Genomic DNA, 12,975 nt, shown 5'->3' on the forward strand with positions numbered 1-12,975 from the left:
TAATGATAAAAATTGAGGAGAATTGAGATGAAATTAGTGATGATTGGTCATGGCATGGTGGGTCACAAATTCATTGAATCTGTGTTGGAACATGCAAGTGATGACGTAGAAATGACCATTTTGGCAGAAGAGCCACGTTTGGCGTATGACCGTGTACATTTAACTGAGTATTTCACAGGTAAATCAGCAAAAGATTTAACCCTTTGCCGTTCAGATTTTGCGGATGCTTATGGTATTGATTTACGTCTAAGCACCAAAGCTACAGCGATTGATACCGCTAATAAAACCGTGACCACTAATCATGGTGATGTAATTAGCTATGACAAACTTGTTCTTGCCACAGGTTCTTATGCTTTTGTTCCACCTATTCAAGGCAATGATCGTGAAAATTGTTTTGTTTACCGTACTATTGACGATTTGGATGCAATTCGTGCTGCAAGTTTAAATGCAAAATCAGGTGTGGTGATTGGCGGTGGTTTACTTGGCTTAGAAGCTGCAAAAGCCTTACGTGATTTAGATTTAGAGACGCATGTCGTCGAGTTTGCACCACGTTTAATGGCGGTGCAAATTGATGATTTGGGCGGTAAAGTTTTACGTTCTAAAATTGAAAATTTAGGGGTGAACGTTCATACGCAAAAAGCAACATCATCTATTGAACAGGGGGTAAATGCCACCCATGTGATGAAATTTGGTGATGGTTCTGAACTTGAAACTGACATTGTTTTATTCTCAGCAGGGATTCGTCCCCGTGATGAATTGGCACGGATCAGTGGTTTAGCCATCGGTGAGCGTGGCGGTATTGTCATTAATGATTATTGTCAAACCTCTGATGCTGATATTTATGCAATCGGTGAATGTGCGCTGTGGCAAAATAAAATTTACGGTTTAGTTGCACCTGGTTATGACATGGCGCGTATTGCTGCAAAACATGTCATGGCGCAAAGCTGTACTGAGTTTGCAGGTGCAGACATGAGTACCAAGTTAAAACTGATGGGGGTAGATGTAGCCTCTGTGGGTGATGCACATGCGATGACACCAAATTCACTTAGCTATTTTTATGCTGATGAAGAATCCATGACCTATAAAAAGATCGTGGTGAATGCTGAAAAAACCAAACTGCTTGGTGCAGTTTTGGTGGGTTGCGCCAAAGAATATAATGACTTGTTGCAAATGATGTTAAACGGGTTGGCATTACCTGAAAATCCTGAAAGTTTAATCATGCCAGGTTATGCACAATCAGGTGCAAAATCAGGCGGTAGCGGTGTTGATCTACTGCCTGATAGTGCAACGATTTGCTCATGTAATAACGTGTCTAAAGCGGATATTTGTAGTGCTATTGCGGATGGTTCGACTTCTTTAGGTGCACTAAAAAAATGTACCAAAGCAGCAACGGCTTGTGGTGGTTGTGCGCCATTGGTCACACAGGTTCTAAAATCTGAGTTACAACGTCAAGGTGTAACCGTCAATAATCATCTCTGTGAACATTTTGCATACTCACGTCAAGAGTTGTATCACTTGGTACGTGTCAATGAAATTAAGACTTTTGATGATTTGATTCAACAACATGGGCATGGTTTGGGTTGCGATATTTGCAAACCAACGGCAGCCAATATTCTTGCATCGTGTTGGAATGACTTTGTCCTTAAATCGAGCCATGCAGGTTTGCAAGACAGTAATGACTATTATCTAGGGAATATCCAAAAAGATGGTTCGTATTCTGTTGTGCCACGTATGGCAGGCGGTGAAGTCACACCCGATGGCTTAATTGCGATCGGTCAAATTGCCAAAGAATATGGTTTATATACCAAACTGACAGGTGGACAACGGGTTGATATGTTTGGTGCGCAAGTGCATCAACTACCTGAAATTTGGCAAAAACTGATTGATGCAGGTTTTGAATCGGGTCATGCCTACGGTAAATCATTGCGTACCGTGAAATCCTGTGTGGGTAGTACGTGGTGTCGTTATGGGGTGGATGATTCTGTGGGTTTAGCCATTTTCCTAGAAAATCGTTATAAAGGTCTACGTTCTCCGCATAAATTAAAAATGGCAGTTTCAGGATGTACTCGTGAATGTGCCGAAGCGCAAAGTAAAGATGTGGGTGTGATTGCCACTGAAAAAGGTTGGAACTTATACGTGTGCGGTAATGGTGGGATGAAACCACGTCATGCAGAACTTTTAGCCTCTGATTTGGATACGCAAACTTTAATCAAATATATCGACCGTTTCTTTATGTTCTATATCCAAACGGCGGATCGTTTACAACGGACTTCGGTATGGCGTGACAATATGGAAGGTGGTTTAGATTACCTCAAAGATGTCGTTATTCACGATTCTTTAGGTTTAGCGGATGAACTCGAACGCCGTATGAGCCATGTCGTCGGTACTTATCAAGATGAATGGCGTACTGCAATTGAAGACCCTGAGGTGCGTAAACGCTTTGTGACCTTCGTCAATGCCAAAGCAGAACAACAGCAAGATCCACACATCCAATTTGCAGAAGTGCGTGGGCAAATTCGTCCAAAAACTGACGCAGAACGTGATGTAACTCGTATTCCTGTGGTTGAGGCTTAATTTATAAAAGTAAAAACTTTTAGTTAGTTTTAAGCCCTCTTTCTAATTTTCCCCAGACGGGGAAAGGATATAGAGCTTAAATAAAAGGATAATAAAATGACGATTTTAAAAGATATGAATGAATTAGATTGGGTCGATATTTGCGCTTTGGATGATATCACTGCGAATACAGGTGTAGGTGCTTTGATTGGCGAACAGCAAATTGCCATTTTTCGTGTTGCAAATGAAAAACGTGTCTATGCCCTAAGTAATCAAGACCCGTTCAGTAAAGCCTTTGTCATGGCTCGAGGCATTATTGGTGATCTACAAGGCGAGCGGGTGGTGGCGTCACCGATTTACAAACAGCATTTTAGCTTGGCGACAGGACGTTGCTTGGAAGATAAAGATCAAAAACTCTTGGTTTTCCCCAGCAAAATTGAAAATGGTCGTGTCATGATCAGTCCGACACCACAAAAAACTTATATTACCAACAATGTATCCTCACAAGAAAAAATGAAGTTGGTTTTAGTGGGGAATGGTTTGGCAGGGATGCGTTGTTTAGAAGATTTACTCGATATGGCACCTGATCGCTATGAAGTGACGGTGATCGGTGAAGAACCATGGGGTAACTATAACCGTATCATGTTATCACCTGTGTTATCGGGGGATAAAACCATTGATGACATTATGTTGCATCCTCATGCATGGTACAGCGATAAAAATATTCGCTTTATTGCAGGTGATCCTGCGGTCAAAATCGACCGTCCACGGAAACAGGTTTATACCGAAAAAGGCTTAATGGTCGATTACGACCGTCTGATTTTAGCGACAGGTTCTAAACCTTTTGTTCCACCGATTTCAGGTGCAGATTTAAAAGGTGTGATCAGTTTCCGTGATGTCTATGATGTCAATACCATGCTGGATTATTGCAAAGAGAAAAAAAATGCCGTGGTTATTGGAGGTGGATTATTAGGGCTAGAAGCTGCATACGGTCTAAAACAACGTGGTATGAATGTTACGGTATTGCATTTGATGGATCGCATTATGGAGCGTCAATTAGATGCTAAAGCAAGCCAAATGTTGCGTCATAGCATTGAAGCAAAAGGCATTCAGATTATTACCGAAGCCAATACTGAAGCTTTATTGGGTGAAAATGGGCACGTCGAACAAGTCCGTTTAAAAGATGGCACAGTATTAGAAGCCGATTTAGTGGTTTTTGCGGTGGGTATTCGTCCGAATATGGCGTTGGCACAAAGTGCAGGTTTACGCTGTAATCGTGGTGTATTGGTCAATGACACCATGCAAACCTATGACCCAAGTATTTATGCGGTTGGGGAATGTATTGAACATCGTAATCAAACTTTTGGCTTGGTTGAGCCACTTTGGGGACAGGCGTTTATTTGTGCATCACACTTGGCAGAGCATGGTAGTTTAACCTTTAAAGCGCCAACTGTGCCAACGCAGTTAAAAGTCAGTGGTTGTGATGTGTTCTCAGCAGGCAACTTTGAACCTAAAGATGATTTTGAAGACATTATTCTAAATGATGAAAAACGTCAGATTTATAAACGTATTATTATTCAAAAAGATAAAGTCATCGGTGCGGTGTTGTTCGGTGATACTGAAGACGGTGCATGGTATGCAGAACTGATTTCTGATCAAACACCAATTTCTTCGATTCGTAATAAATTGCTCTTTGGTAAGGATTTTGCTTTAAAGAAAGCAGGGTGATTCATTACTTATTAGCTAAATCCCTCCCAACCTCCCTTTAGAAAAGGGAGGAGTATCGTGTATCTACTTTTTTGTAGTGATGCAATTACTCCCTCCTTTATTAAAGGAGGGATGGGGAGGATTAAAGCTTATGTACAAAAAATTATTTTTGCATTGATCGCAGTGGACTGAACCAAAGATACCCAATTTAGGAGCATCGCAGAAAATGAATAGTATCCCTGTAATGGAACTGCATAGCTCCACAGAAAATATAATCAAAACAACAGATACAACTTGTCCTTATTGTGGCGTTGGATGTGGTGTCACCGCAACAGTACAGGAAACTGCTCTAGGACAAAAAGTATCAGTGGTTGGGGATCAAAAGCATCCATCGAATTACGGAAAACTGTGTATCAAAGGCAGTAATCTAGCCGACACGTTAGGTTTAGAAACTCGTGTCTTACATCCAATGTTAGGGCGTAAACTTCAACGTGAGGTAAGTTCATGGGATACCGCAACGGATTTAATTGCAGATAAAATTCAACATTATATTGATCAATATGGACGTGACAGTATTGCTTTCTATGTGTCAGGACAGTTGCTGACGGAAGACTATTATGTGGTCAATAAATTTGTCAAAGGCTATCTCGGCACAGCCAATATCGATACCAATTCAAGACTATGTATGTCATCTGCTGTAGCAGCACATAAACGTGCATTTGGGGAAGACCTCGTTCCTGCAAGTTATCGAGATTTTGAACATACCGATATGGTGGTGCTTGTAGGTTCAAATACAGCGTGGTGTCATCCTGTTCTATATCAACGAATTATGAAAGCCAAAGAAGAGCGAGATTTATTCGTTGTGGTGATTGATCCACGTTTTACAGCGACTTGTGAAGCTGCTGATTTACATTTACCGATTTTAATTGGTCAAGATGTGGCGCTTTTTAATGGTTTATTGCAATATCTTGTAGAAAATGGTTATGAAGATCATGAATTTATTGCAAATCATACACAAAGTTTAAATGCAGCTTTAGACAGTAGTTTAGCTGAAAAAAATATTGAAGATGTTGCTGTTAAAACAGGGATTTCCCTTGAAAAATTACAATTATTCTTTGAGAAATTTGCCCAAACTGAAAAGGTGATGACCTTATTTTCTATGGGTGTAAATCAGTCTTCTCGTGGGGTAGATAAAACCAATAGTATTATTAATTGTCATTTATTAACAGGGAAAATTGGTAAATTAGGCGCAGCACCTTTTTCCATGACAGGACAGCCCAATGCGATGGGAGGTCGTGAAGTCGGTGGCTTGGCGAATATGTTAGCGGCTCACTTGGAACTTGAAAATCCTGCGCATCAACAATTAGTACAAGAATTTTGGCAGAGTCCTTATATTGCCAAGCAAGCGGGGTTAAAAGCGGTCGACCTATTTGAAGCTGTTGAAAGCGGTAAAATTAAAGCCATTTGGATTATGGCGACCAATCCTGTGGTGAGTTTACCTGATGCAGATCAAGTCAAGCGTGCTTTGGAAAAATGTGAATTTGTGGTGGTGTCTGATATTTGCCAAGATACAGATACGACCCAATATGCAGATGTGCTATTGCCTGCACTTGGTTGGGGGGAAAAAGACGGTACAGTCACCAATTCAGAACGCCGTATTTCCCGTCAAAAAGCATTTTTAGATGCACCGATGCAAGCCAAAGCCGATTGGTGGGCAGTATCACAAGTAGCGAAAAAATTAGGTTTTAGTGGTTTTGATTTTGAAAATAGTCATGAGATTTTTATCGAACATGCCCAACTTTCTGCTTATCAAAATGCTGAAATTTCAAAGCGTTCGGAGATCAAACATTTCCGTTATTTTAATTTACAAGGATTGAAAGATCTTTCTTTTGAGGAATATAACCAACTTAAACCTGTTCAATGGCCCATAGTTCGACCTGATCAATCGAATGATGATTATGCACAATTATTTTCCAATGGTCAGTTTAGCCATGTCGATAATAGGGCAAAATTTATTGGCACTGTGGCGATTGATCCTGTGCATCAAACAGATTCTGAATATCCGCTGATTCTCAATACAGGAAGAATTCGGGATCAATGGCACACGATGACACGTACAGGTTTATCTGCCAATTTAAGTACGCATAAAGCCGAGCCTTTTTGTGAAATCCACCCTCAAGATGCCTTAAAGTTTGGGATTCAAGATGGGGAGTTGGTGGAGATTCAATCCGCATGGGGTAACTGTGTATTACGTGCAACTGTAAGTGATCATATTCGCCGTGGACAGGTTTTTGCACCGATTCATTGGAATGATCAATTCGCTTCCGATGCACGGATTGGTAAAGTGGTGAATCCTGTAGTAGATGCCATTTCAGGAGAACCTGAATTTAAACATACGCCTGTGATCATTCATCCATTTTATACGCAGTGGCAAGGCGTATTTTATGTCAGAGATAATTTTGCTCATTTAGTCAAAAATAGCATTGAAAATGTCGTGTGGTGGACAAAGATTCAGACGGCAAAAGCGGTACGTTATGAACTCGCAGATCGTCACCGTTTTAGTCAAACTACAGAACGTTTAAAAGAATTATTGCCTTTTGAAGATGAGAGTTTTGAATGGCTCAATCTTGAAGATCAAACAGCACATATTAGCCACACGGTGGTGTTGCAAAATGGACAATTGGTGGCAAGTTTATATATTGCACCGAAAGCACTTTTACCTGATCGGGATTGGGTGGCGAGCTTATTTAAACGTGAACGTTTAAGTGCGATGCATCGTAAGGCTTTACTTGCAGGACAAGCTATGTCGATGGGCAATAAGGAAGGTGCTTTGGTCTGTAGTTGTTTTAAAGTCGGCAAAAATCGCATTATTCAGACCATTAAAGAAAATAATATTTCCAATGAAAAACAAGTCACTGCCTGTTTAAAAGCAGGTGGCAACTGTGGTTCATGCTTACCTGAAATTAGTGGTTTGATTAAAGCGTGTCAAGCGGAGGCGACTGAATGAAAACAATTCTGAAAAATATCAGCATGGGAAAAGATTATCCACCAACGGAATTGGTCATTTTGGCAGGTGGTCAGGCACGGCGCATGAATGGCTTAAATAAATTATTGCAAAAATTTGATGATCAAATCCAACTGATTAAAATTCATCAACAGCTTAAAAGTAAAGTCACTCAGGTGTGGGTCAATAGTCATCGGGATGATGCTATTTATCAAAAATTGATTCCCAATATTCATTGTTATCAAGATGATGAGCAAGGTTTTCATGGTGCTTTGATGGGAATGAAAAGTGCATGGTCACATGTGCAAAGTGATTATGTGTTATTTGTCCCATGTGATGTGACATTTATTCCCAAACGTGTGCTTGAAAAACTGCATCAGGCTTTAGCACGTAATGCTTTGGCAGAAGTGGCGTATGTAGAAATCAATGGAACAGCACTCTATCCATTTTGTTTGGTAAAGCGCAGTGCTGTACAGGTAATCGCTATGCATCTTGCACAACAGCAGCGCAGTTTAAAACAGTGTTTTGCTGATTTGCACGCTCAAGTTGCAACTTTTAAAAATCACGCACTGTTTTTTCACAGCATTAATTCTTTGGATGAATTACAACAATATCGACTCTTGAAATCTCTTTAGATTTTAACCATCAGTATTTTATTTTCAGTAAAAACTCTCTTTTGCGTAATGTTGGAACACTTTTTGCAATTTTATTGTCAATAAAATGACGCAGTTTTTAAGTTTTAAAAATTGAACTTAAACAGTGCGAAAGAGTCTGTGTATGAACGCAATATCACATCGCAATATACAAAATGGCACAAGTCCCTTTGAGGATCAATTTGGTCGCCAAAAGCGCAAACTGAGAATTTCAGTGACAGATCGCTGTAATTTTAAATGTGTTTATTGCATGCCTGAACATCCACAGTGGATGAGAAAACAGGATTTACTCAGTTTCGAAGAACTCTATCAATTTTGTGATTTTATGGTACGCCGTGGTATTGAACATATTCGCATTACAGGGGGCGAGCCTTTAATGCGCCAAGGTGTGGTGCATTTTATTACCGAGTTACAACAGCTTAAAAAAAATGGACTCAAAAAAGTTTCGATGACGACCAATGCGCATTATTTAGCGCAATATGCTACGGCATTAAAACAAGCGGGACTTGATGATTTAAATATCAGTTTAGACAGTTTAGATGCAGAGCAATTTCTAAAACTGACCCAAAAGCAACTACAAGCTGTACTTGATGGCATTCAACAGGCTCAAGAGGTTGGATTACCGATTAAAATCAATGCTGTACTGATTAAAGGCATGAATGAAGATCAAATTCTACCTTTGGCGCATTGGTCAATCCAAAATCACTGTGTTGTCCGTTTTATCGAATTTATGCCCTTGGATGGTGATGCGCAATGGTCAAAAGCGCATGTCGTGACTGAACAAGAGATTTTAAATACATTGAAACAAGATTTTGAGGTCACAACCCAACAGGGAAAATCTTCAGAACCTGCTCGGCAATATTTAATTAATGGTCATCCGATAGGGATTATTTCCACGATTTCCAATTCTTTTTGTGGGACATGTGATCGTTTACGTTTAACTGCAAAAGGAGAGTTTTATAACTGCTTATTTGCACCGAAAGGCATGGATCTAAAAGCACAAATTCAAGGATTAAATACACAGCAGAGTGATGCAGAATTTAGGCTACATCACACTTTGTTGGAATATATTTGGCATAAAAAACAAGGTTTTGATGTGATTCAGCAGGAAGAATCAGCATTTAAAATATCTGCGAAAAATAGCGAATCTCGCAAAATTAGTATGTATATGATTGGAGGTTAAGATGACAGATCAATGCAGTAGTAGCAAAGCGATTACAGTTAAAGTGCAGTGTTTTGGAGCAATAGAACGACAACTACCACAGGATTTAAATCTGCAATTTTCATCTCAAGTGATGATTCGTGATGTACTCGCTGATGTGGTACGGATATATCCTGAATCTTCTGCGCTGTTGGAACGCTGTGCTTGTGCGGTAGGCGAGGACATTATTCCACGTCAAAGCCTATTGAATACAGATACAACCTTAGTTTTATTGTCCCCTGTTGCAGGAGGTTAAGTTGATGAATATTCAAGTTAAAACACCCATCAAAGATTTTAAACGGATTCAGGACGTACCTTTAAGTCTAGAGAGTTTCGATACGATTCAGGCTTTTCCTGAATGTGGTGGTATTGGCATATTTATTGGAACGGTACGCAATCATCATGAGGGCAAAGCGGTTCAGGCATTGAAATATACCTCCTATGCACCTGTGTCAGAAAAAATGATTCGTCAAATTGAACAAGAGATTCAAGACAAGTATAGCGTGTCTTATGTGCGGGTAATTCATCGGGTTGGGGCATTAGGGATTGGTGAAAAAGCCATTATTGCGATTGCCTATGCAGCACATCGCCGTGAAGCCTTTGCTGCCTGTGAGGAAGCGGTAGAACGAGTAAAACATGAAGTGCCTGTATGGAAAGAGGAGTTTTATGTGGATGGCACAAGTCAATATGTTGCAGGCTGTTGTATTCGTAAAGATTATGCTGATTCAGAACAGATGAAATCACATTCCCATCATCATTGTGAGCATGATTTTGAATATAGTCATCAACATATAGATAACACTGATATAGATTTTACTGAACAAGAATGGATGTAATTCCAAAGGTATTCTTTATCATTTAAAGCATGATTTTTAAAATTAGAAATAGAGGAATGTGCAATGAAAAATGTGGGCATGAAAGCAGATAGTTACCGTACCGCAGTGGCAACAGGGATTTTACATGCACCGTCACATTGCATCGAACTGTTACGCAATGGTAATACTGAAAAAGGCGATGCACTCAAAACAGCACGTATTGCAGGGATTTTGGGGGCGAAAAAAACCGATGAACTCATTCCTTTATGTCATCCCTTACCGATTTATCGAGCTGATGTCGACTATGAACTGTTTGAAAAGCATGTCGAAATTATTGCTACCGTAGAAACCATTGGTCCAACGGGTGTGGAAATGGAGGCTTTGACAGCAGTCAGTTTGGCAGGATTAACCCTTTACGATATGTTGAAGCCACATTGTGAACCTGAAGATTTATTACTCGATGGTATCCAATTACAAAAGAAAAAAGGTGGGAAGTCACATTTTACGCAAGTGTTAAAAGACAGTTTATCTGCATCGGTGATTGTGTTGTCCGATACTGTTGCCGCAGGTAAAAAGCCGGATACCGCAGGACAAAATGTTTTAGAAATTTTACAGGAAGCCAATTTTAGCAATATTGCCTATCAGGTCATTGCTGATTCACCTGAGCAACTTTTAGCGTTAATCGAACAACAAAAAAATCACTATCCCTTGATTTTAACTGTGGGTGGTACAGGGCTTGGACCGAAAGATCTGACAGTAGAAACCATTCAACCTTTATTAAAACGTGAAATTCCCGGTTTGATGGAAGCTTCTCGCAGTTTTGGGCAACGCCGTACACCCTATGCTGCGTTGAGTCGTGGCGTGGCAGGTTATATTGCAAATAGTTTGGTAATGACTTTGCCAGGGAGTCGTCAGGGTGCATTGGAATCCTTAACTGCGGTTTTACCTGCTTTAGTTCATCTATTTGATGTACAAAAGAATATTCCACATCAAGGGGGATATTTATAATGTCAGGATGTGGTGCAGAACACGGCTTAATTTCTGTTGATCAAGCTTTGAATTTAATTGTAGAAAAAACCCAAGCTTTATCAGTGGAAAGCATTCCACTACAACAAGCTTTAAATCGTTATTTGGCTGAAAATGTCTACTCTCCGATCAATTTACCCTTATTTTCACAAAGTGCGGTGGATGGTTATGCAATTTGTGCAAAGGATGAGATTGAAGCAGAAACCGTATTTGATCTGATTGGAGAAATTCGGGCAGGGCAAACAACCGATCTATTTTTGCAGCAAGGTCAAGCCATGCGAATTTTTACAGGTGCAAAAATTCCTGTAGGAACAACTACGATTGCACGGCAGGAAATCGTAGATTTACTTGATTCAAATCAAATTAAAATTACAGAACAATTAAAACAACATGCTGATCTGAGAGATGTTGGTGAAGAAATTGCCATTGGACAAAGTCTGGCCGAGCAAGGTCAACAACTTTCAGTTGGGGCAATTGCAGCTTTGAGTATGGCAGGCATTCAACAGGTACAAGTTTATCAATATCCTAAAATCGCTGTGGTGATTACAGGCGATGAAGTGGCTGAATCGATAGAGGACTTTGCATCAGGTCAAATTTTTGATGCCAATGCGCCGTTGATTCGAGCATGGTTTGCACAGCGTAACCAACAGGTCGATATTTTCCATGTGCAAGATACAGCGGAAGCTGTAAAGACCTTACTGCATGATTTAACTGAAAATTATCAACTGATTTTGACCACAGGCGGAATTTCTGTTGGTGATTATGATTTTATTCGTCCTGTGGCTTTAGATTTAGGCTTTGAACAGATCTTCTGGAAAATCAAACAGAAACCCGGCAAGCCTATGTTTTTTGCCGAACTATCCAAAGTTGATCAAACACATTGTTATTTGTTGGGTTTACCGGGCAATCCTGCTGCGGTCTATGTGGGTATGCAGATTTATACGGCAACATTATTAAATGCGTTACAAGGTCAAAAACAGCTCCCGCAATGGTTTCAGGCAAGGCTCAGTCATGATTTAAAAGCGGATACACGGGAGCGTTTTCTGAGAATGTCAGCCCATTTTGAACAGGCAAATTTAACAGTAAAAAGTTTAGGCAAACAACAATCTCACATGTTGAGTAATTTGATGCACGCCAATAGTCTCGTACGCATTCCAGCACATGAACAGATGCAAGCAGGGCAAATCGTGCAGGGTATTTTTATTTAATACAAATTTATTGATGATGAACAATAAAAGAGGAAATTCAATGATTAACAAAATGCTCTTAGCGAGTGGATTGATCTCTTTTGTGAGCTTCGGTCATGCTGAAACCGTTAAAGTCTATGCCGCTGCAAGTTTAACCAATGCACTGACGGATATTGTCCGGATCTATGAAAAACAACATCCTCAAACCGATATTATCCCTGTTTTTGGTGCATCTTCAGCGCTCGCTAAACAAATTGAAGCAGGTGCAAAAAGTGATGTATTTTTCTCTGCCGATGTGGACTGGATGACTTATTTAATCAAAAAGCAAATGATTCATGAGCAACAGGTCAAACCATTATTAAGCAATCAATTGGTGGTGATCAGTCCAGAAAATTTAAATATTTTATTTAAAGCACAACCAAATTTTAACTTTGCTCAAGCCTTTAAAGGGCGTTTATGTACAGGGCAAATGGAATCCGTGCCTGTTGGAAAATATGCCAAACAAAGTCTGATTAAACTCAATTGGTTGGACAATTTAAAGGGTCGTATTGTTGGAACTGACGATGTACGTTCAGCTTTGGCATTTGTAGAAAGAGGTGAGTGTGAAGTAGGAATCGTCTATAAAACCGATGCTTTAATCAGTCAAAAAGTTAAAATTATCGGGACATTTCCACAAAATAGTCATCATCCGATTATTTATCCAATGGCTTTGACCAAACAAGGTGAAAACAATGCTGATGCACAGCAATTTAATCAATTTGTGCATCGCAATCCGCAGGCAAAAGCAATTTTTGTGAAATATGGTTTTGTTGTAAATCCATAAATCAAT

The 12,975-nt window shown here is 39.8% G+C and carries 10 protein-coding genes; all 10 read left to right on the forward strand.

The genetic code is table 11. The features are described 5' to 3' along the window. Positions 1 to 27: 27 nt before the first annotated feature. Positions 28 to 2,574: a nitrite reductase large subunit NirB gene (nirB, locus tag AVJ19_RS03950; protein ID WP_111858495.1), complete on the forward strand. Its 2,547-nt coding sequence runs from the start codon at positions 28 to 30 to the stop codon at positions 2,572 to 2,574. A gap of 96 nt (positions 2,575 to 2,670) precedes the next feature. Continuing rightward, positions 2,671 to 4,281 carry a nitrite reductase small subunit NirD gene (gene nirD / locus AVJ19_RS03955; RefSeq protein ID WP_111858496.1) on the forward strand — a complete coding sequence of 537 codons (1,611 nt, stop codon included), beginning with the start codon at positions 2,671 to 2,673 and terminating at the stop codon, positions 4,279 to 4,281. A 205-nt stretch (positions 4,282 to 4,486) separates the two neighbouring features. Further along, complete coding sequence (locus tag AVJ19_RS03960) at positions 4,487 to 7,267, forward strand: nitrate reductase (protein ID WP_111858497.1); 2,781 nt, start codon at positions 4,487 to 4,489, stop codon at positions 7,265 to 7,267. After that, complete coding sequence (gene mobA, locus AVJ19_RS03965) at positions 7,264 to 7,899, forward strand: molybdenum cofactor guanylyltransferase (protein ID WP_111858498.1); 636 nt, start codon at positions 7,264 to 7,266, stop codon at positions 7,897 to 7,899. Before AVJ19_RS03960 ends, mobA begins: the two co-directional genes overlap by 4 nt. 142 nt (positions 7,900 to 8,041) lie before the next feature. Next, on the forward strand, positions 8,042 to 9,100 hold the full coding sequence (gene moaA / locus AVJ19_RS03970; protein WP_111858499.1) for a GTP 3',8-cyclase MoaA: 1,059 nt from the start codon (positions 8,042 to 8,044) through the stop codon (positions 9,098 to 9,100). Position 9,101: 1 nt separating this feature from the next. Continuing rightward, positions 9,102 to 9,374 (forward strand): MoaD/ThiS family protein, encoded by a 273-nt coding sequence (locus AVJ19_RS03975; protein ID WP_111858500.1) that lies wholly within the window; start codon positions 9,102 to 9,104, stop codon positions 9,372 to 9,374. 4 nt (positions 9,375 to 9,378) lie between these two features. Then, positions 9,379 to 9,954, forward strand: a complete 576-nt coding sequence (locus AVJ19_RS03980; RefSeq protein ID WP_111858501.1) for a molybdenum cofactor biosynthesis protein MoaE — start codon at positions 9,379 to 9,381, stop codon at positions 9,952 to 9,954. A 63-nt stretch (positions 9,955 to 10,017) separates the two neighbouring features. Then, a complete protein-coding gene (moaCB, locus tag AVJ19_RS03985; protein ID WP_111858502.1) occupies positions 10,018 to 10,941 on the forward strand; it encodes a bifunctional molybdenum cofactor biosynthesis protein MoaC/MoaB in 924 nt (307 codons plus the stop codon). Next, positions 10,941 to 12,167 (forward strand): molybdopterin molybdotransferase MoeA, encoded by a 1,227-nt coding sequence (locus AVJ19_RS03990; RefSeq protein WP_111858503.1) that lies wholly within the window; start codon positions 10,941 to 10,943, stop codon positions 12,165 to 12,167. The genes moaCB and AVJ19_RS03990 overlap by 1 nt, the downstream gene beginning before the upstream one ends. Before the next feature lie 40 nt (positions 12,168 to 12,207). Then, positions 12,208 to 12,969 carry a molybdate ABC transporter substrate-binding protein gene (modA, locus tag AVJ19_RS03995; RefSeq protein WP_228203283.1) on the forward strand — a complete coding sequence of 254 codons (762 nt, stop codon included), beginning with the start codon at positions 12,208 to 12,210 and terminating at the stop codon, positions 12,967 to 12,969. Positions 12,970 to 12,975 lie beyond the last annotated feature (6 nt).

The sequence above is a fragment of the Acinetobacter sp. CFCC 10889 genome, assembly GCF_003268395.1.
GTDB lineage: Bacteria > Pseudomonadota > Gammaproteobacteria > Pseudomonadales > Moraxellaceae > Acinetobacter.